Raw genomic sequence first — 20,761 nt, 5'->3', positions numbered from 1 at the left:
CGGCCGGCCGCCTCTGTACGCATTTCCAGGAGCTTCACATGAAACACATCAGTGCAACGCGCCGCCTGCTGGCCGCGCTCGCCCTGGCCGGCGTCGCAGGCGCCGCCCAGGCCGACATCGTCCTCGGCTACCAGACCGGCATCGACCCGACCAAGGTCCCGCAGGCCGACGGCACCTACGAAAAAGTCATCGGCGAGAAGCTCGACTGGCGCCGCTTCAACAGTGGCCCGGAAGTAGTCGCCGCCATCGCCTCGGGCGACGTGCAACTGGGCAACCTCGGTTCCAGCCCGCTGGCCGCCGCCACTTCGCGCGGTCTGCCGATCGTTGCCTTCATCGTCTCCGCGCAGATCAACGCCGCCGAGGCCCTGGTGGTGCGTAACGGCAGCAAGATCGAGAAGCCCGAGGACCTGATCGGCAAGACCATCGCCACGCCCTTCGTGTCGACCTCGCACTACAGCCTGCTGGGCGCGCTCAAGCACTGGAAGATCGACCCCACCAAGGTGAAGATCGTCAACCTCAACCCCACCGAGATCGCCGCCGCCTGGCGCCGTGGCGACATCGATGGCGCTTTCGTCTGGTCGCCCGCCCTGGGCGAGATCAAGAAGTCCGGCAAGGTACTGACCGACGCCGCAGAAGTTGGCCAGTGGGGCGCACCGACCTTCGAGGTCTGGGTGGCTCGCAAGGACTTCGCCGAGAAGCACCCGGAAATCATCGCCAAGTTCGCCAGGGTGAGCCTGGATTCCTTCGCCGACTACAACGCCCACAAGGCGCAGTGGACCGCCGATTCCGAGCAGGTGAAAAAGATCGCCAAGCTGACCGGCGCCGATCCGCAGGACGTGCCCGAGCTGCTCGCCGGTTCGGCGTTCCCCGAGTCCCAGGCGCAGCTGTCGTCCGCGCTGCTGGGTGGCGGCACCGCCAAGGATATCGCCGGCACTGCCGAGTTCCTGAAAGAGCAGAAGCGTGTGCCGTCGGTACTCAAGGACTACTCGCCCTACGTCAGCGCCGAATACGTGCGCCAGGCGGAGAGCGTGCAGGTCGGGCAGCGCTGAGTACCTGCTCTTCGTAGGAGCGAGCTTGCTCGCGAACCCCAGCTTGCTCTGAAGCTCAGCGGGTTCGCGAGCAAGCTCGCTCCTACAGAAAAGCGCCACGCATTTCTTCTTACCCTACGGAGGGCAGAACATGAGCCGTCTGACGGCCGAGGCAGTCAGCCTCTCTTTCCAGCAGCGCGGACGCGAGCGCGTCGTGCTGCAGGACCTCACTCTCAGCCTGGCCAAGGGCGAATCCCTGGTGGTGCTAGGCCCGTCCGGCTGCGGCAAGTCCAGCCTGCTCAACGTGCTGGCGGGCTTCCAGGCACCGGATAGCGGCCGTGTACAGATCGATGGCCGGACCCTTGAGGGCCCCGGTGGCGAACGCGGTGTGGTGTTCCAGGATGACGCGCTGATGCCCTGGCTCAACGCCCTGGACAACGTCGCGCTGGGCCTGCGCATCCGCGGCGTTGGCGCTGCCGAGCGCAACGCTCGTGCCCATGAAGTGCTCAAGCTGGTAGGCCTGGGCGAACACGCCGACTACCGTGTTTCGCAACTCTCTGGCGGGCAACGGCAACGCCTGGGGCTGGCCCGCGCGCTGGCGGTGGAACCGGATTTCCTGCTGCTCGACGAACCCTTCGGCGCCCTCGACGCACTGACCCGTGAGCGCATGCAAGTGCTGACCCTCGACCTGTGGCGCAAGACCGGCAAGGGCCTGTTCCTGATTACCCACAGCGTCGATGAAGCGTTGTTCCTTGCCACCGACCTGGTGGTAATGGACGGCCCGCCGGCGCGCATCGTCAAGCGCTTGCCGCTGGACTTCGCCCGCCGCTACGCCGCAGGCGAGCCGGTGCGCAGCATCAAGTCCGACCCGGAATTCGCGCGTTTGCGCCAACTGCTTCTCGATGAGTTCCTCGAAGAACCGGAGGCCGAGCATGCCCACTGAAACCCTCGCCGCCAAACTACCCGCCGCTGCGCCGAAAGCCCGCAGCGTGCCGGGCGATTACCGCCGCTGGGCCGCCGCCGGCAGCATCGGTGGCGTCTTCGTGCTCTGGTGGCTGGCCACGCACCTGGGCTGGGTCGACACGCTGTTCCTGCCGGCACCGGAACAACTGGTGGAAGCTTTCCAGCGTCTGCTCGCCGAGGGCTACGTCGATGCGTCGTTGTGGCAACACGTCGGTACCAGCCTGCTGCGCGTGCTGCTGGCGCTGGGCGCTGCGGTACTGACCGCCATTCCGCTGGGCATCCTGATGGGCCTTAATCCGCTGGTCAGCGCCGCCTTCGATCCGCTGGTGGAGTTCTACCGCCCGGTACCGCCGCTGGCCTATCTGCCGCTGATCGTCATCTGGTTCGGCATCGGCGAGTTGTCCAAGGTGCTGCTGATCTACCTCGCGCTGTTCGCCCCGTTGTTGATCGCCACCGCCGCCGGCGTGCGCCGTGTGGACAAATCGCGCATCCAGGCCGTGCGCTGCCTGGGTGCTAGCCGCCTGCAGGTGGTGCGCCATGTGATCCTGCCCAGCGCGCTGCCGGAAGTCCTGACCGGCCTGCGCATCGCCCTGGGCGTGGGCTGGTCGACCCTGGTCGCCGCCGAGCTGATCGCCGCCAACCGCGGCCTGGGTTTCATGGTGCAGTCTGCCGCGCAGTTCCTCGCCACCGATGTGGTGGTGCTGGGGATCCTGCTGATCGCGGCCATCGCGCTGAGCTTCGAGCTGGGGCTGCGCTGGCTGCAGAAGCGCTTCGCTTCCTGGGAGTGATGAGGCCGAGAGTTGAAGGCCCCTCGCCCTGACTCTCTCCCGCGAGCGGGAGAGGGGACTGGTCCAGAGCGGAGGCGAGCACCTCTGCTAGCCGGAAGGGACCTGCGATTGCAGGACTGCTCCGGAATATCCGAATACGCCGAATAGACCCCCTCTCCCTTCAGGGGGGGACGCCTAGTCAGAGGGCTGGGGAGAGGGCAAGCCAAGCCGCCCGCCCCGTGAACCTCACGAGAGAACACGAACATGACCACCCTGAGCATCGAACCCATCAGCCCTGCCCTGGGCGCCATCGTTTCTGGCGTGCGCCTGGCCGACCCGCTGGACGACGCGGCGCAGCGCCAGATCGAACAGGCCCTGCTCGATCACCACGTGCTGTTCTTCCGCGACCAGCCGCTGACGCCGAACCAGCAGGCGACCTTCGCCGCGCGCTTCGGCGACCTGCATATCCATCCGATCTACCCCAGCTCGCCGGAACAACGCGAAGTCATCGTCCTCGATACCGCCGTTACCGACGTGCGCGACAACGCCATCTGGCACACCGACGTGACCTTCCTGGAAACCCCGGCCCTCGGCGCCGTGCTGGCCGCCAAGCAACTGCCGCCCTACGGCGGCGACACGCTGTGGGCCAGTGGCATCGCGGCGTACGAGGCGCTGTCGAAACCATTGCAGCAGTTGCTCGACGGACTCACCGCGACCCACGACATCAGCAAGTCCTTCCCCCAGGAGCGCTTCGGCGCCACCGACGCGGACCTGGCGCGGCTGGAAGAAGCGCGCAGGAAGAACCCGCCGCGCAGCCATCCGGTGATCCGTACGCACCCGGTCACCGGGCGCAAGGCGCTGTTCGTCAGCGACGGCTTCACCACCCGCATCAACGAGCTGGAGCCGGCGGAAAGCCGTGCCATCCTCGACCTGCTGTTTGCCCACTTCGCACGCCCGGAATTCACCGTGCGCTGGCGCTGGAAGGAGAACGACGTGGCCTTCTGGGACAACCGCGTGACCCAGCACTACGCGGTGGACGATTACCGTCCGCAGCGCCGCGTGATGCACCGTGCGACGATTCTGGGGGACAAGCCGTTCTGACTTCTCCAGCGTCCAAATCCTGCGCCCTACGGGACTGACAGGCTGTTCGTAGGAGCGAGCTTGCTCGCGAACCGCATAACTCCGGAGTCATCCTGGAATCCGTTCGCGAGCAAGCTCGCTCCTACAGACGGCGCGGTGACTCGGAAATTACCGTCATCCCCATGACTTGCGGCAACAAAGCCGCACCGCAGACCGCATTCGTCGCCATTCTGGGTCGCGGTGGCTGGCTCACTGTCCTACGCTTTGGCAGTTCCGCTTTATGAAGAGACTGCCTACATGCAAGAACGGATTCCCGACGAGTCCAACCTCGCCGAGCTGACGGTTCGCGGCCTGATTCTCGGCGCGCTGATCACCGTGGTGTTCACCGCTTCCAACGTCTACCTCGGCCTGAAGGTCGGCCTGACCTTCGCCTCGTCGATCCCCGCGGCGGTCATTTCCATGGCCGTGCTGCGCTACTTCTCCGGCTCCAACATCCTCGAGAACAACATGGTGCAGACCCAGGCCTCAGCGGCCGGCACCTTGTCCTCGATCATCTTCATCCTTCCCGGCCTCTTGATGATCGGCTACTGGAGCGGTTTTCCGTTCTGGCAGACGGCGGCCATCTGCTCCATCGGCGGCATTCTCGGCGTGCTCTACACCATCCCGCTGCGCCGCGTGATGGTCGTACAGAGCAGCCTGCCATACCCCGAAGGCGTGGCGGCCGCGGAAATCCTCCGTGTCGGCAGCCAGGACGAGGAACAGGAAAAGGCCGGCAAGCCCGCGAAAGCCGGCGCTCCGGGCCTGCGCGATATCCTCGCCGGTGGTGTGGTCGCCGCTGCGTTCAGCCTGCTCAGCAGCGGCTTCAAGGTGCTCGCCGAGGGCTTCAGCTTCTGGATCACCGCCGGGCAGGCGGCGTTCCGCCTGTCCACCGGCTTCTCCCTGGCGCTGGTCGGCGCCGGCTACCTGATGGGCATTACCGCCGGCATCGCCATCCTGATCGGTGTGGTCATCGCCTGGGGCGTGGCCGTGCCGCTGCTCTCGGTGAACAGCGTGCTGGCGGCCGGGCAGAGCCTGCCGGAGCTGGCCACCAAGCTGTGGAGCAGCCAGGTGCGCTTCCTCGGCGCCGGCACCATTGGCATCGCCGCGTTGTGGACCCTGGCGACCCTGTTCAAGCCCATGGTCCAGGGCGTCTGGTCGTCGCTCAGCGCGGTGCGTGGTCGTGGCGAAGTGAGCGACCTGCGCACCGAGCAGGACCTCTCCGCCAAGTGGATCGTCGCCATTGCCGGCTTCCTGCTGGTGGCGCTGTTCGTGGTGTTCTCCTACTTCCTCGGCGACGCCGCGCCGGACCTGAAGGGCTTCGGCTTCTGGGGCCTGGTGGCGGTCTGCGTGATCTTCGCCTTCTTCTTCGGCTTCCTGATCGCCGCTGCCTGCGGCTACATGGCCGGCCTGGTGGGCTCCTCGAGCAGCCCGATTTCCGGTATCGGCATCATCGCAGTGATCCTGGTGTCGCTGCTGATCCTCGGCATCGGTTCGCTGGAAACCGGCTTCCTCGACCAGCAGGGCGGCAAACTGGCCATCGCCCTGGCGTTGTTCACCACCTCCGTGGTGATCGCCATTGCGGCGATTTCCAATGACAACCTGCAGGACCTGAAGACCGGCTATCTGGTCGGCGCGACGCCTTGGCGCCAGCAGGTCGCGCTGATCGTCGGCTGCCTGGTCGGTGCGCTGGTGATCCCGCCGGTGCTGGAGCTGCTGTACAACGCCTACGGCTTCACCGGCGCGCTGCCGCGTGAAGCGATGGACCCGAACGCCGCGCTGGCGGCACCGCAGGCGACGTTGATGACGGCCATCGCCAGTGGGATTTTCCACAATGCGCTGAACTGGAACATGATCCTGATCGGCGTGGCGCTGGGCATTGCGCTGATTCTGGTGGACGTGCTGCTGCGCCGCACCGGCAAGGCCAGCCTGCCGGTGCTCGCCGTAGGTCTGGGCATCTACCTGCCACCGACCATCGGCATGACCCTGGTGGTCGGCGCGGTGATCGGCTGGCTGCTGGAGACCGCGCTGGCCAAGCGCGCTGCAGCAGCCGGTGTCGACGCGGAGAAATTCTCCGACGAGCCCAGGCGCCGGGGCGTGCTGCTGGCTTCCGGCCTGATCGTCGGCGAGAGCCTGATGGGCATCCTGCTCGCCGCCATCATCGGCGCCACTGGTTCTGCCTCGCCCCTGGCCCTGGTCGGGGGGAGTTTCGAGGACACCGCGCAGTGGCTGGGATTGGTGGTCTTCGTGGCGATCTGCGTGCTGTTCTATCGCAAGGTGCTGAGCGGCACCCGCGGCTGATCCTTCGCCGCGATGTGAAAAAGGCGCCTTCGGGCGCCTTTTTCATTATCTGCTCCTCGTACCGTGAGATGCGCAGTCTGTAGGAGCGAGCTTGCTCGCGAACGGATTCACCGGCAGCGCCCGTGTTGGGCGGTTCGCGAGCAAGAACCAGGTGTCCCCCTCGCTCCGACAAGGGCATGCGCAAGTCTGAACCTAGCGCACCAGATGCAGGAACTGCAGGTGCCGTTCGTACTGGTCGAGCATGTCGTTGATGATCTGCTCCTTGCTGTAGCCCATCAGGTCGTAGTCCTGGCTGCCTTCGGAAAGGTGCACCTCGGCGCGGAAGTAACGGCGGTTCTTCAGGTGCAGGCCGCCCATGCCGGCACGGGCGAAGGAGGGGGTGAAGTAGCCGCGCATCGAGACCTGGTAGAGGAACGGATGCTGCGCGCCGTGGCCGATCTCCAGGCCGATCTCCAGGTTGCTCAGGTCCAGGTCGGAATCCACCTGCAGACCCTTCTCGCGGAACACCTCGGAGACCTCGGCGATCGCCGGGCTGACCACGTCGACCATGTAGCGGTACACCTCATCCCGCGTGGGGAAGTGCACGGCCTGGGAGATGCGTCGCTTCCAGCCGCCAGGCTTGGCCGAGGGCGGCGGCGCCAGCGAGTGAGTGCGCGCACGCTGACGCTGGGATTCGAGGTAGAACGCCTTGTGCAGGCCCCACATCATCAGCAGCAGGATCAGCGAGAACGGCAGCGAGGTCAGCACCACCGCTGATTTCAGCGCATCGATGCTGCCGGCGAACAGCAGGCCGCCGGTCACCAGCGCGGTGGCTGCGCCCCAGAACACACGCAGCCACTTCGGGCCGTCGTCATCGGCGCTGCCGCCGTGGGCGGAGAGGGTGGAGAGCACCACGGTGCCGGAGTCCGCCGAGGTGACGAAGAAGACGAAGCTGACCAGCACTGTCAGCGTGATCACCACGCGGCTGGCCGGGTAGTTCTGCAGCATCTGGTAGAGCGCCATGGACGGATCGGCGATGGCCACGCGGCCCAGCTCGCTGAAACCATGGTTGAGCACCTGGTCCAGGGCGCTGTTGCCGAAGATCGACATCCACGCCAGGGTGAAGCCCAGTGGGATGAACAGCACACCGAAGACGAACTCGCGGATCGTCCGCCCGCGCGAGATGCGCGCGATGAACAGCCCGACGAAGGGTGCCCAGGCGATCCACCAGGCCCAGTAGAACACTGTCCAGCCGCCCAGCCAGTCGCTGCCGTCCTTGCCATAGGCGTAGAGGTCGAAGCTCTTGGTCGGCAGGCTGCCGAGGTAATCGCCGATGTTCTGCACCAGGGTGTTGAGCAGATGCTGGGTGGGGCCGGCGAAGAGCACGAAAAGCAGCAGTGCGCAGGCCAGCAGCATGTTGATGTCCGACAGCAGGCGGATGCCCTTGTCGACGCCGGACACGGCGACCAGGATCGCCGCACCCATCATCAGCGCGATCAACGTCATCTGCACCGGATGGCTGTGGGCGATGCCGAACAGGAAGTCCAGCCCGGCATTGAGTTGCAGCACGCCGAAGCCCATGTCCGCGCCCAGGCCGAACACCGTGGCGATGATGCCGAAGCAGTCCACGGTATAGCCGATGGGGCCGTTGATGCGCTTGCCGATCAGCGGGTAGAGCGCCGAGCGCAGCGCCAGCGGAAGGTTGTGGCGGTAGGCGAAGTAGGCCAGCGCCATCGCTACCAGGGCGAACACGCCCCAGCCGTGCAGGCCCCAGTGCAGGAACAGCAGCTGCATGGCCTGACGCGCCGCTTCCGGAGTGCCGGCCTCGCCTTGCGGCGGTTGGGCAAAGTGGGTCAGCGGTTCGGAGACGCAGAAGAAGAACAGGGTGATGCTGATACCGGCGGCGAACAGCATGCCGGCCCAGGACAGGTAGCTGAATTCCGGCTCGTCGTGGTCGGCACCGAGCTTGATCTTTCCATAGCCGGAAAGCGCGGTGACCACCACGAAGATCAGGTACAGCGTCATCGCCAGCAGGTAGTACCAACCGACGGTATCGGCGGCCCAGGACTGCGCGGCGAGCAGCCATTCACCGGCCCGTTGGGGCTGGCTGATGACGATCAGGGAGAAGAGAAGAATCAGCGCGGCCGCACCGTAGAAGACCGGTGGGTTCATGCGCATGGCGGGGGAGGGTGTTACGGACGGGGGCGATTGTGCAGCGGACAAAACGGGCGGGGTCCCTCGAAATTTTCCTTGAACAAGCATTCAATGAAAACACGGGAAGGCCCTGGAAAGCCAATCGGCGGGACCGATGGTCCCGCCGCCGGCCCTGTCAAAAGGGCCGAGCGGAGCGGGTACTGCTTACTTGCGGCGGTTCTTTTTCGCCTCACGGATCTCACGGCGTTCCGGGTCGGCCTTTGCGGGCGCAGTCAGGAAAGCGGTGGCGGCGAAGAAGTTGGCAAGAGCGGCAAAGCTGGTCACGGTAGTCTCCAATGGCGCCGGGGAAAATGGGTCCCGACCGCCTGATAGCCATTTTCCCTGAAGATTGTGACAAAAAGAAGTGAATGGTCTTGATGAGCGGTATTGATCTGGTCGATGGGACTGCTTTGTTTGGTATCGGCGGTAAATAGTCCTGATTTTGACTTCCTGCTCAGGATTCCCTCCTGCCGACCTGTGAGTCGGCACGGCCTTTCACTGCGACCATTCGTCGCCAAAGGTGAAGCGTTTCAGCGCCGGCTCTGGCTTTGAAGCGATAAACGGCTGTTACTGGCAAGAAACAGTTTTTCCCTTAGCACAGTTCCCGCACTAGAGCGTATCCGAGCCTGGAAATTTGAACGGGTGTGCAATATTTCGTGAAAAACTTGTGAAACGGCTATGGCGATTGACTTGCCGATTCCGTTAGTCTCCCCCGGCAGGACAAAAAACCACCAATTAGGGAGCATCACGAGATGGACTTCAAACGTACCGCTGTTCGTACCGCAATTGCCGCTGCATTCTTCGCTTCGCTCGCCGGCTGCCAGACCATGACCACCAACCAGGCCATCGTTCCGCTGCAAGCCGCTACCGCTCAGATGATTGGTCTGGCTTCTTCTGACGAGCTGGTCGTCAGCGACGTCAAAGCCGGTCAGCCGGACGCCCTGGGTGGCCAGGAACTCTCCTACGTCGCCACCACTACCAAAGGCCGCGTGTTCAACTGCACCTCGCGCATGATGCCGGGCCTGCTGACCGATCCGGCCAAGCTGACCAACCCGTCTTGCACTCCGGTGGTCGCTCACTCGAACACCGCTACCAAGTAAGACTGCTCTGTCGCCCGTGCGCGGCCCTTCGGGTCGCGCTGGCGACTACGGCGCGGCATCAGCCGCGCTCGTGCTCCAGGCGTTGCAGCAGCGCACGCAACTGCGCCTCGACGCCAGGCTGGCGAACCAGGCGCTCAAGCGTCTCATCGCTAATGTCCGTTTCGCCGCCTGATCCCGCCAGGAGGCCTGGCCCGGTCGCGCTCGCAGACCCGGCTACACCCCCTGAAAAGTTCAGGTGCTCCGGGCGAATCTCCTCGCCCGGGCTGACCAGCAGGGCGAAGTGGATGACGTTTTCCAGCTCGCGGATATTGCCCGGCCACGAATAGCCCTCCAGCGCACGCTGCGTATCCGTGGTGATCTGCGGCACCGGCAGTTCCAGGCGTTGCGCATGCACGCCGAGGAAGTACTCGGCCAGCGGCTGGATATCGCCGATGCGTTCACGCAGCGGCGGCAGCGTGAGGTTGCCGTCGTGCAGGTATTGCTGCAGCCCTTCGAGGAATTTCCCCGCTTTCACCGCCTGCCCCAGATCGATGCTGGTGGCGGCGACCAGTCGCACATCCACCGGCACCGGTTCGCGTGCGCCGACGCGCAGTACCTCGCGCTCCTGTAGCACGCGCAGCAGCTTCTGCTGCAGCGACAGCGGCAGGTCGGCGATCTCGTCCAGGTACAGGGTGCCGCCATTGGCTGAGCCGAACCAGCCTGCACGGCTGCCCACCGGGCCGTTGTGCGCGCCGGGTGCGTAGCCGAACAGCTCGGCATCGGCATAGTTGCGGCTCAGTGCGCTGCAACTGACCGCGACGAACAGGCCGGGGCGTTCACTGGCGCGGTGGATGTGGCGGGCCAGCAGCTCCTTGCCGGTACCGGTCTCGCCGTGGATCAGCACCGGCTGCGGCAACGGCGCCAGGCGCTCCACCTCGTCACGCACTTCATGGGAGCGCGGGTCGAAGAACACCAGCGCCTTGGCGCGGATGCTCAGCGGGCTCTTGTCGGCGTCGGGGAAGGTCAGCAGCGGTAGCGGCGCGTGGGGTGCGTTCATGGGGAATCTCCTTCTGCTCTTACAGCGCGTCCAGCGCCTGCAGGAAGTCGCGGACGATGTCCTCGCTGTCCTCGATGCCCACCGAGACACGGATGGTGCCATCGTGGATGTCCAGCGCGGTCAGGGCCTCGGCGGACAGCGCGCGGTGCGAGGTCTTGCCGGGGTGGGTGATGCTGCTGGCGACGCCCGCCAGCGACGGGGCGAAGGCGGCCAATTGCAGCTCGCCGATCAGCGTGTCGACCTGATCGAGGCCACCCTTCAGGGTGAAGCTCAACATGCCCGAATGCCCCTTGCGGAACAGCCGCTGCGCCAGCTCGTGGTCCGGGTGCGAGGGCAGACCGGGGTAGAACACGCGGGCCACCTGCGGGTGCGCTTCGAGGGCTTCGGCCAGCGCCTGGGCGTTCTGCGAATGCGCGCGCATGCGCAGGGCCAGGGTCTTGGCGCCGCGGAAGTTCAGCCAGCTCTCGAAGGGGCTGGCGCTGCCACCGGCATTGATCTGGAAGCGCCGCGCAGCGGCGATCCACCGTGCATCACCGACCAGCGCGCCACCCATGGCGTCGCTGTGGCCATTGAGGTACTTGGTGGTGCTGTGGATCACCAGGTCGGCGCCATCGCGTAGCGGCTGGTAGAGCACCGGCGAGAGGAAGGTGTTGTCCACCAGCAGCCTGAGGTCGTGACGGTGGGCGAGGTCAGCCAGCGCCGGAATGTTGCTGACGCGCACCAGCGGATTGGAGGCGGTCTCGGTGTAGATCAGCCGGGTGGTCGGGGTGATCGCCGCTTCCACCGCTGCCAGGTCGTTGAGGTCGAGCAGGGTGGAGGCGATGCCGAAGCGCGTCAGTTCCTTCTCGATCAGGCTCTGGGTGGTGCCGTACAGCTCGCGACTGGCGATCAGGTGATCACCGGCACCCAGCACACCCAGCAGCGCGGCGGAGATGGCCGCCATGCCGGAGGCGGAGAACAGCGCGTCCTCGCCGCCTTCCAGTTCGCGCAGCAACTCTTCCACGGCGCTGTGGTTGGGGTTGCCGATGCGCGTGTACATGTAGTTGTCGGGGTTGCCGGCGAGGAAGTCGTCGACCTGCTCCAGGGCGTCGTAGACGAACACCGAACTCTGGTAGATCGGCAGGCTCTTGGCGCGGGTGACCATGCGCCGGTCGACATCGTGGCCGGCATGGACGGCGCGGGTGGAGGGGCCTTTGGCGTGGTCGCTCATGGCAAGTCCTTGGAAAGAAAAACGCCGGTGGAACCTGCCCACCGGCGTCAAAGCGGGTGCGCCGAAAGCGCGCCCAGCGTGGGAGTCGTTGCGCCCGGCGCTCGGCCGGGCGACGGATCAGAAGGCCGGCACCACGGCGCCGTTGTACTTCTTCTCGATGAAGGCTTTGACTTCCGGGCTGGTCAGGGCGGCGGAGAGTTTCTTCAGCGCATCGCTGTCCTTGTTGTCCGGGCGCGCCACCAGGTAGTTCACGTAGGGCGAGTTGCGGTCTTCGAGGATCAGTGCGTCCTTCACCGGGTTGAGCTTGGCTTCCAGCGCGTAGTTGGTGTTGATCAGGTCCAGGTCGACCTGGTCCAGCACGCGCGGCAGCAGTGCCGATTCCAGTTCCTTGAACTTCAGGTGCTTGGGGTTCTCGGCGATGTCTTTCGGGGTGGCCAGGGCGTTGCTCGGGTCCTTGAGCTTGATCACACCGGCCTTCTGCAGCAGGAGCAGGGCGCGGCCGCTGTTGCTGCCTTCGTTGGGGATGGCGACGGTGGCGCCGTCAGGCAGCTGGTCGATGGACTTGTACTTCTTCGAGTAGCCGCCGAAGGGCTCGACGTGCACGCCGGTCACGGTGACCAGATTGGTGCCCTTGCCGGAGTTGAAGTTGTCCAGGTACGGCTTGGTCTGGAAGTAGTTGGCGTCCAGGCGCTTCTCGGCGACCTGCACGTTGGGCTGCACGTAGTCGGTGAAGACCTTGATCTCCAGGTCCACGCCTTCCTTGGCCAGGGTCGGCTTGATCAGCTCGAGGATCTCGGCGTGGGGGATCGGGGTGGCGGCAACGACAAGCTTCTCGTTGGCGAAGGCGGAGGTGGTGAAGGCAGTGGCGAGGGCGGTCAGAAGCAGCAGCTTTTTCATTGCGATGTCCTTGTGGGGCAGATGACCGCTGGCGTCCGGGCCGGCCGGGATGGGGCCTTCGTACGGGCGGTGGATTCTTTTTCCGCGGCTCACTCGGCAGCGGTTGCAGCGAAAGTTACCCGCCTTTTTTATTCCAATAAAATATTAATTTTTCATTTTCATATTCGATTTTGTTCATATGAAAGGGCAGGTCGTGCCCTGAGACAAGCTGTCGCGCGACACGCCGTCGCGCGGCAACCCACCACTCCAGGCCAGGCCCCCGGGGCGCGTAAGATCGGTGCAGTTTCTTGAGCGGCGTCAATGCAGATGGTGGTCCATTCTGATTGAGCGGCTAAAAGAACCCGAACCGACGTCAGATCGGTGGCTCGAAACTGAGTCAGAAAAGTCAGATATCACGCAAGAACGCCCTGCGCATGCGCAAGGTACGGTGCCCGACCCTTCCGTGGGGTTGGCGTCAGCCTGAAGAGGAATCGTCATGTTCGGATTAGAGGCGCTCGACCTGGCCCGGATCCAGTTCGCCTTTACCGTGTCCTTCCACATCATCTTCCCCGCCATCACCATTGGTCTCGCCAGTTACCTGGCTGTGCTCGAAGGTCTGTGGCTGAAGACCAACGAGGAGGTCTACCGCGACCTCTATCACTTCTGGTCAAAGATATTCGCCGTCAATTTCGGCATGGGCGTGGTCTCCGGCCTCGTCATGGCGTACCAGTTCGGCACCAACTGGAGCGCCTTCTCGGCCTTCGCCGGCAGTATCACCGGCCCGTTGCTGACCTATGAGGTACTGACTGCCTTCTTCCTTGAAGCCGGCTTCCTCGGCGTCATGCTCTTCGGCTGGCACCGCGTCGGCCCGGGCCTGCACTTCTTCGCCACGGTGATGGTGGCCATCGGCACGCTGATCTCCACCTTCTGGATCCTCGCGTCCAACAGCTGGATGCAGACTCCGCAGGGCCACGAGATCGTCAATGGCGTCGTGGTGCCGGTGGACTGGCTGGCGATCATCTTCAACCCGTCCTTCCCCTACCGCCTGCTGCACATGGCGATCGCCTCCTTCGTTGCCACCGCCTTCTTCGTCGGCGCTTCGGCGGCCTGGCACCTTCTGCGCGGCCGTGACAACCCGGCGATCCGCAAGATGCTCTCGATGGCCATGTGGATGGCGCTGATCGTCGCGCCGATCCAGGCCATGGTGGGTGATGCCCATGGCTTGAATACCCTCAAGCACCAGCCGGCGAAGATCGCCGCGATGGAGGGCCACTGGGACAACAGCGAGGGCGGCCCGACTCCGTTGATCCTGTTCGGCTGGCCGGACATGGAGCGTGAGGAAACCCGCTTCAAGATCGAGATCCCGGTGCTCGGCAGCCTGATCCTGAATCACAGCACCACGGAACCGATCCCGGCACTGAAGGACTTCCCGAAAGCTGACAGGCCCAATTCCACCGTGGTCTTCTGGTCGTTCCGCATCATGGCCGGCCTGGGCATGCTGATGATCTTCGTCGGCCTGTGGAGTGCCTGGCTGCGCTGGCGCAAGCGCCTGTTCGAGAGCCGCGCCTTCCTCCATCTGGTGTTGTGGATGGGACCGTCCGGCCTGATAGCGATCCTCGCCGGCTGGTTCACCACCGAAATCGGCCGCCAGCCCTGGGTCGTCTACGGCCTGATGCGTACCGCCGATGCGGTGTCCAACCACAGCGTGACGCAGATGAGCATCACCCTGGTGATGTTCGTGGTGGTGTACTTCTCGCTGTTCGGCGTGGGCATCGGCTACATGATGCGCCTGGTACGCAAGGGCCCGATCACCCATGAAGGGCGTGAAACCAGCCATGGTGGCGCCGGTCAGCAGCGCACCGCGGCGCGGCCGCTGTCGGCTACCGCCGAGGGCCTCGACGACGATGAAACCGACAGTCCGGCAGGGAGGAACTGAGCATGGGCATCGACCTTCCGCTGATCTGGGCGATCATCATCATCTTCGGCGTGATGATGTATGTGGTGATGGACGGCTTCGACCTGGGGATCGGCATGCTCTATCCGTTCTGCCAGGACGAGGGCGACCGTGACGTGATGATGAACACCGTGGCGCCGGTCTGGGATGGCAACGAGACCTGGCTGGTTCTGGGCGGAGCGGCGTTGTTCGGTGCCTTCCCGGTGGCTTATTCCGCCGTGCTCTCGGCGCTTTACCTGCCGCTGATGCTGATGCTCGTCGGGCTGATCTTCCGTGGCGTAGCTTTCGAGTTCCGCTTCAAGGCGCGGGCCAACAAGCGGCACCTGTGGGACAAGTCGTTCATCGTCGGCTCGCTGGTGGCGACCTTCTTCCAGGGGGTGGCGTTGGGTGCGTTCATCGAGGGCATCCCGGTGGAAAACCGCGCCTTCGCCGGCGGCGCGCTGGACTGGCTGGCGCCGTTCCCGCTGTTCTGCGGCGTCGGCCTGGTGGTGGCTTACACACTGCTGGGCTGCACCTGGCTGATCATGAAAACCGAGGGCAAGCTGCAGCAGCGCATGCACGACCTGGCGCGTCCGCTGGCGCTGGTACTGCTGGCAGTGATCGGCATCGTCAGCCTGTGGACGCCGCTGGCCCACGAGGAAATCGCCCAGCGCTGGTTCAGCCTGCCGAACCTGTTCTGGTTCCTGCCGGTGCCACTGCTGGTGCTGCTGACCTTCTACGGCCTGCTGCGCTCGGTGGCGCGCAATGACCACGTGAAGCCGTTCCTGCTCACCCTGGCGCTGATCTTCCTCGGCTACAGCGGGCTGGGCATCAGCCTGTGGCCGAACATCATCCCGCCGTCGATGTCGATCTGGGACGCCGCGGCGCCGCCACAGAGCCTGGGCTTCATGCTGGTGGGCGCACTGTTCATCATCCCCTTCATCCTCGTCTACACCGCGTGGAGCTATTACGTGTTCCGCGGCAAGGTGAAGCACGGCGACGGCTACCACTAGAGGTGCGGACCATGACCCATGAGGAGCAGGAAAAGGCGCCGCTGCGCAAGCGGCTGGGCTGGCTGGTGCTGATCTGGGCGCTGAGCGTGGCCGGCCTGGGCGTCGCGGCCTGGCTGATGCGCCTGTTCATGAGCGCGGCGGGGCTGGGCACGCCGCACTAGCCGCACGGTAAACGATCCCATCCGGGCGCTGTTCGCAGCGTCCGTTCCCACATCCCTCGCTGGTGCTTCCGGCGGGGGATTTTTTTAGGGCTCTTCGTAGGAGCGAGCTTGCTCGCGAACTGCATGACGCCGGAGCCGCCAGTGAATGGGTTCGCGAGCAAGCTCGCTCCTGCAGAAACGGCGAACTCAGTGCAGCTTGTCGCGCTTGGCCAGGGTGGGGAACAGCTTCATCCACACACCAGTCACGACCAGCGTGCCGACACCGCCGAGCACCACCGCCGGCACGGTGCCGAGCCAGTGGGCGGTGACGCCGGATTCGAACTCGCCCAGCTGGTTCGAGGCGCCGATGAACAGGCCGTTCACCGCGCTGACCCGGCCGCGCATCTCGTCCGGGGTTTCCAGCTGCACGAAGGCGCCGCGGATCACCATGCTGATCATGTCCGCCGCACCCAGTACCACCAGCACCGCCAGGGAGAACCAGAAGGACGTCGACAGGCCGAAGGCGATGGTGGTGACGCCGAACACGCCCACGGCAGTGAACATGATCCGCCCGACATTGCGCTCGATGGGGAAGCGCGCCAGCCAGAACGACATCAGCAGCGCGCCCACCGCCGGGGCTGAGCGCAGCAGGCCCAGGCCCCAGGGGCCAGTGAGCAGGATGTCCTTGGCGAACACCGGCAGCAGCGCAGTGGCACCGCCCAGCAGCACGGCGAACAGGTCCAGCGAGATGGCGCCGAAGATGTCCGGACGGCTACGGATGAAGCGGATGCCGGCCAGCAGCGATTCCAGCGTGGCCTTGCCTTGCGCAGCCGGCGCCTGGCGCGAGGGCAGGGTGAGCACCAGGATGCAGGCAATGAAATACAGCACCGCGGTGGGCGTGTAGACCCAGAAGGCGCCGAAGGCATAGAGGAAGCCGCCGAAGGCCGGCGCCGCGATGGTCGCCGCCTGCATCGCCGAGGCGGAGGCCGCCACGGCACGGGGGAATAGCGCGGTAGGCACGATGTTCGGCAGCAGCGCCTGGGTGGTCGGCATCTCGAAGGCCCGCGCGGTACCGAGCAGGAAGGCCATCACGAAGATCATCTCGCGGGTCACGTTGTCGGTACTGGCGCCCACCACCAGCGCGACGGCGATCAGGCCCTGGGCGACTTGGCACAGCGAGGCGATGCGCCGGCGGTCGTAGCGGTCGGCGACGTGGCCGGTGTGCAGCATGAACAGCACGCGCGGGGTGAATTCCACCAAACCCACCAGGCCGAGGTCGAGCACGTTGTGGGTCAGCTCGTAGATATGCCAGCCGATGGCCACGGTAATCATCTGGAAGGCGCTGGCGGTGCAGACACGGGCCAGCCAGAAGGCGAGGAAGGGGCGGTGACGCAGCAGGGACGTGGCTTCGGCGGTCATGAAAGGGACTTTGTTAGGAGGCTAAGCAAGGGCTGGGCAGCGTAGCACGGCGTAACACTTTTCCGCTTGTCGCCAGTGGATTCCGCAATTGGCGAATAGTCGCGACCCGTCGACTAAAATTTGCGCTGGCGCGACAAGCTGCCCGATTGACTTTGCTTCGCACTATTGAGGTGCGTTAAAGTTGACAGAAGAGTCAGGTTTTCCTGCAGGATCTTTCCTCCGGCGCCATCCCCGAGACGCCCGCGATTCCGCGGCCTCCGAACTCTCTCCAGCACCGAAAAAAACCACATGGGCGGGCCTCCACCGTCCAGAGGATGAACCATGTCCAACCGTGATATTTCCCGGCGCGCCTTCCTGCAAGGCGGGCTGATTGCCGGTGTCAGCGTGACCATGGCGCCGCTCGGCAGCCGGGCCTTCGCTGCCCTGATGGAAAACTCCGTCACCGTCTCCCCCCAGCAGTGGATGGGCCATGACGGCAAGGCGCGTTTCCGTAACGACGCGCTGTCCAAGGTCTGCGGCAACAAGGTATTCGCCCGCGACATCCGCTCCAAGGACATGCCCGGCTGGCCGCAGCAGCAGGGCCACGCCATGCTGCTCAAGACCATCAAGGCCGACCGCATCTTCGACGGCATCGACCTCGCCTGGCTGGGCGCCGAGCTGCAGCCCGATCGTATCGTCACCGCCGAGGACCTGGACAAGGACGGCATCGTCTTCCCCGAAGCCCACGCCCCGGACCCGCTGCTGCCGCGCGGCAAGGTGCCGATGTTCATCGGCCACCCGGTGGCCATCCTGATCTGGAACGACTTCGAGCGCTTCCGTCAGGCCAAGCTGAAGATGAAGTTCAACGACAAGGCGATCCGCTATGGCGCGCAGGCGCCGCTGTACCAGGGCGATCCCTACGGCAGCTTCCGCTACGTGCGCGTCGGCGGCGCGACTTCGGCCGATCCGGACGAGTTCTCCAGCCTCAAGGACTCGATCCTGTTCCCGATGATCCGCGAGCGCAAACCGGTGTGGAACCAGCAGCCCAACCAGCACGGCGACCTCACCGAGCAGGGCCTGTTCTACGCGCAGAAGATCAAGGAGCAGATCGAAAACCCGCCGGAGAACTGGCTGGTCTTCGACGAGCGCTACAAGACTCCGTCCATCGAGCCGGCCGCCCTGGAGCCGGACAACGGCAACGGCTGGTACGACCCGGCAAGCAAGACCCTGCACTTCGTGGTCGCCACCCAGTGCCCGTTCGAAGCGGCCTACGAGACGGCGCACATGATCGCCCCGTCGCGCTTCGGCCTGGCCAAGCTGAACATGCACCCCGGCTACACCGTGGGTTACGGTTCCAAGGACCACAACATCTTCGTCTACTACGCGGCCCTGGCTGCGCTGTACGGCAACGGTGTACCGGTGCGCCTGGCCAATGACCGCTACGAGCAGTTCCAGAGCGGCATCAAGCGCCACCCGTTCGACATCCGTTACCAACTGGCGGTGGACAAGAAGGACATGACCTTCAAGATCTTCCGCACCGAGATGAGCGTGGACGGCGGCGGCCGCATCAACTACAGCCCGTCCGTGGCTGCCGTGGGCGCCACCGCCGCGCAGTCGATCTACTACATGCCGCAGAATGACCTGCAGGTGACGGCCTACCATTCCCGCGCCGTCGAGGCCGGTTCCATGCGTGGCTACGGCACCCTGCAGAGCATGGCCGCCACCGAGATGATGGTGGACGAGATCGCCGGTCGCCTGGGCGTCGACGCCATCGAGCTGCGCCGCGTCAACGCGCTGAAATCGGGCATGAAGAACACCCAGGGCGCGATCCCCGCTGGCGCGCTGCGCCTGCACGAGATCCTCGACAAGGCCGCCGCCCACGAGTGGTGGAAGACCCGCGACGCGCGCAAGAAAGAGATGGACGCCAAGGACCCGGACCACTGGTACGGCGTCGGCTTCGCCATCTGCCAGAAGGACTTCGGCACTGGTTCCGAAGCGCCGATGGCGAGCATCGAATTCGATGCCACCGGCAAGGTGCATATGCGCCATATCGGCATCGAGATCGGCACTGGCATGTCCACCTCCCAGGCGCTGGTGGTGGCCGACTTCCTCGGCAAGCCGGCTGATGAGATGAAGACCGCCGAAACCGAGTGGCCGGAACTTCAACTGCTCAGCGGCGAAGACCCCTACACCATGAGCCAGCCGACCCAGGACGAGAAGCTGCGCAACCCGCGCTGGGTCGGCAAGTACGCCTCGGCGTCGTCGGCGACCAACTCGGCCTACTACTTCAGCCACGCCACCCGTGAAGCGGCCCGTGTGCTGTTCAACCACGGCCTGTGGCCGGCGGCCCTGGAAATCTGGCGCCGTGGTCCGTTCAACGGTGCGGCCAACCCGCTGGTGGTGCGCCGCGAAGACGCCCACTGGGTGGACGGCAAGCTGACCGCCAACGGCCTGCAGCCGCTGTCGTTCGCCGAGCTGGCGCAGGTCGCTCACGAAAAAGGCCTGGTCACCGGTGCCACCGTCCACGGCTTCAATCGCTGGAGCTGGGCGGAGTGCGACTACGTCATCGACGGCGTGCGCGATCGCCTGCCGCTGGACGCCCTGGCCGTGAAATACGGAGAGGGCGCGCCGGGCGTGAAGAAGGCGCAGATGAACAGCGCCGGCTTCCACCTGCTGGATCGCCAGAACGTGGCCTATCCGCCGGTGCAACTGAACAACGCCGCCGTGACCTACTACAGCCCGGTAGCGACCATCGTCGAGCTGAAGGTGAACAAGGGCAACGGTGAAGTCAGCGTGCTCAACCACCACAGCTGGATCGAGTGCGGCCGCGTGCTGGTGCCGGAACTGGTGAAAGGCCAGATCGAGGGCGGCACCGCCATGGGCATCGGCCATGCTCTGCTCGAAGACATGCCGCTGTACGAGGGTGGCCCGGGTGAGGGCGACTGGAACTTCAACCGCTACCGTCTCCCGAAGGCGAAAGACGTGGCCGTCTGGCAGCAGAGCTCGGAAATCCTTCCGCCACTCTCGCCCAGCGACCCGTCCAAGGGCATCGCCGAAGTGGTGATGATCCCAGTGGTCGGCGCCATCAGCAACGCCGTGGCCCACGCCATCGGCAAGCGCGTCCGCGACCTGCCCATCACCCCCGCTCGCATCAAGGAGGCCCTCAATGGCTAACCGTCCGCTCAACCTGACCCTCAATGGTCAAACCGTCGGTCCGGTCGAGGTTCCCGAGGACCTGCCGATGATCGACTACCTGCACGAATACCAGAACCTCACCGGCTCGCGCCTGGGCTGCGGCCAGGGCATCTGCCACGCCTGCGTGGTGATCGTCGACAACCCCGACGGCACCAGTGAGGAAGTGCGCACCTGCATCACCGGCGCGCACTACTTCGAAGGCAAGAAGGTGCGCACCATCGAGGGCCACGCCAAGCGTGAGGAAGACGGTTCGGTGAAGGAACTGAACCCGATCCAGCAGAAGTTCGTCGACCGCTTCGCCTTCCAGTGCAGCTACTGCGCACCGGGCTTCGTCAACGCCGCCACCGTGCTGGTGGAAAAGGCCCAGCGCCAGCCGCTGAAGAAGAGCGAACTGGAATCGACCATCGAGGCGAGCCTCGGCCACCACATCTGTCGCTGCACCGGGTACGTGCGTTACTACGACGCCACCCGCGAAGTGCTGACCGATCTCGGCCTGGTCAAGGAGGGTTGAGC

16 protein-coding genes are annotated in these 20,761 nt (G+C 65.1%); 11 read left to right on the top strand and 5 right to left on the bottom strand.

What is annotated here, in order from left to right; genetic code table 11:
- Positions 1–38: 38 nt before the first annotated feature.
- From tauA to AC2T4A_RS00360, 5 genes are all read left to right on the top strand, one after another.
- Positions 39–1,049: a taurine ABC transporter substrate-binding protein gene (gene tauA / locus AC2T4A_RS00380; RefSeq protein ID WP_478378568.1), complete on the top strand. Its 1,011-nt coding sequence runs from the start codon at positions 39–41 to the stop codon at positions 1,047–1,049.
- A 130-nt stretch (positions 1,050–1,179) separates the two neighbouring features.
- Positions 1,180–1,971, top strand: a complete 792-nt coding sequence (locus AC2T4A_RS00375) for a taurine ABC transporter ATP-binding protein (RefSeq protein WP_486742506.1) — start codon at positions 1,180–1,182, stop codon at positions 1,969–1,971.
- Complete coding sequence (locus AC2T4A_RS00370) at positions 1,961–2,779, top strand: ABC transporter permease subunit (RefSeq protein ID WP_416745956.1); 819 nt, start codon at positions 1,961–1,963, stop codon at positions 2,777–2,779. The genes AC2T4A_RS00375 and AC2T4A_RS00370 overlap by 11 nt, the downstream gene beginning before the upstream one ends.
- Before the next feature lie 243 nt (positions 2,780–3,022).
- On the top strand, positions 3,023–3,859 hold the full coding sequence (gene tauD / locus AC2T4A_RS00365; RefSeq protein WP_486742505.1) for a taurine dioxygenase: 837 nt from the start codon (positions 3,023–3,025) through the stop codon (positions 3,857–3,859).
- A gap of 276 nt (positions 3,860–4,135) precedes the next feature.
- Positions 4,136–6,175 carry an OPT family oligopeptide transporter gene (locus AC2T4A_RS00360; protein ID WP_486742504.1) on the top strand — a complete coding sequence of 680 codons (2,040 nt, stop codon included), beginning with the start codon at positions 4,136–4,138 and terminating at the stop codon, positions 6,173–6,175.
- Positions 6,176–6,367: 192 nt separating this feature from the next.
- Here the strand turns inward: AC2T4A_RS00360 and betT are convergent, their stop codons facing one another.
- A complete protein-coding gene (gene betT / locus AC2T4A_RS00355; RefSeq protein ID WP_486742503.1) occupies positions 6,368–8,326 on the bottom strand; it encodes a choline BCCT transporter BetT in 1,959 nt (652 codons plus the stop codon).
- A 773-nt stretch (positions 8,327–9,099) separates the two neighbouring features.
- On the opposite strand from betT, the gene AC2T4A_RS00350 reads away from it, so the two are divergent.
- Complete coding sequence (locus AC2T4A_RS00350) at positions 9,100–9,447, top strand: hypothetical protein (RefSeq protein WP_416745948.1); 348 nt, start codon at positions 9,100–9,102, stop codon at positions 9,445–9,447.
- 58 nt (positions 9,448–9,505) lie between these two features.
- Here the strand turns inward: AC2T4A_RS00350 and AC2T4A_RS00345 are convergent, their stop codons facing one another.
- From AC2T4A_RS00345 to AC2T4A_RS00335, 3 genes are all read right to left on the bottom strand, one after another.
- On the bottom strand, positions 9,506–10,483 hold the full coding sequence (locus AC2T4A_RS00345; RefSeq protein ID WP_486742502.1) for a sigma 54-interacting transcriptional regulator: 978 nt from the start codon (positions 10,481–10,483) through the stop codon (positions 9,506–9,508).
- Positions 10,484–10,502: 19 nt separating this feature from the next.
- Complete coding sequence (locus AC2T4A_RS00340; RefSeq protein WP_486742501.1) at positions 10,503–11,693, bottom strand: trans-sulfuration enzyme family protein; 1,191 nt, start codon at positions 11,691–11,693, stop codon at positions 10,503–10,505.
- A 117-nt stretch (positions 11,694–11,810) separates the two neighbouring features.
- Complete coding sequence (locus AC2T4A_RS00335; protein WP_486742500.1) at positions 11,811–12,590, bottom strand: MetQ/NlpA family ABC transporter substrate-binding protein; 780 nt, start codon at positions 12,588–12,590, stop codon at positions 11,811–11,813.
- 475 nt (positions 12,591–13,065) lie between these two features.
- On the opposite strand from AC2T4A_RS00335, the gene AC2T4A_RS00330 reads away from it, so the two are divergent.
- Genes AC2T4A_RS00330 through AC2T4A_RS00320 form a run of 3 tightly spaced genes read left to right on the top strand, consistent with a single transcriptional unit; the run spans position 13,066 to position 15,676 of the window.
- Positions 13,066–14,505, top strand: coding sequence for a cytochrome ubiquinol oxidase subunit I (locus AC2T4A_RS00330; RefSeq protein ID WP_478377423.1), 1,440 nt, complete (start codon positions 13,066–13,068; stop codon positions 14,503–14,505).
- Between the two features lie 2 nt (positions 14,506–14,507).
- Positions 14,508–15,515, top strand: coding sequence for a cytochrome d ubiquinol oxidase subunit II (gene cydB / locus AC2T4A_RS00325; RefSeq protein ID WP_416745940.1), 1,008 nt, complete (start codon positions 14,508–14,510; stop codon positions 15,513–15,515).
- 11 nt (positions 15,516–15,526) lie between these two features.
- Positions 15,527–15,676 (top strand): DUF2474 domain-containing protein, encoded by a 150-nt coding sequence (locus AC2T4A_RS00320; RefSeq protein ID WP_037007166.1) that lies wholly within the window; start codon positions 15,527–15,529, stop codon positions 15,674–15,676.
- A 186-nt stretch (positions 15,677–15,862) separates the two neighbouring features.
- On the opposite strand, the gene AC2T4A_RS00315 is transcribed toward AC2T4A_RS00320, so the two are convergent.
- Positions 15,863–17,074: an MFS transporter gene (locus AC2T4A_RS00315; protein ID WP_416745937.1), complete on the bottom strand. Its 1,212-nt coding sequence runs from the start codon at positions 17,072–17,074 to the stop codon at positions 15,863–15,865.
- A 321-nt stretch (positions 17,075–17,395) separates the two neighbouring features.
- Between AC2T4A_RS00315 and AC2T4A_RS00310 the strand changes: the two genes are divergently transcribed.
- Both AC2T4A_RS00310 and AC2T4A_RS00305 read left to right on the top strand, forming a co-directional pair.
- Positions 17,396–20,227, top strand: coding sequence for a xanthine dehydrogenase family protein molybdopterin-binding subunit (locus tag AC2T4A_RS00310; protein WP_416745935.1), 2,832 nt, complete (start codon positions 17,396–17,398; stop codon positions 20,225–20,227).
- Positions 20,220–20,759 (top strand): (2Fe-2S)-binding protein, encoded by a 540-nt coding sequence (locus AC2T4A_RS00305; protein WP_024764769.1) that lies wholly within the window; start codon positions 20,220–20,222, stop codon positions 20,757–20,759. The genes AC2T4A_RS00310 and AC2T4A_RS00305 overlap by 8 nt, the downstream gene beginning before the upstream one ends.
- Positions 20,760–20,761: the final 2 nt, after the last annotated feature.

Source organism: Pseudomonas sp. PVC-3-1 (assembly GCF_057444315.1).
The sequence above is the reverse complement of the archived record's forward strand: the minus strand, read 5'-3'. Positions and strand labels throughout refer to the sequence as shown.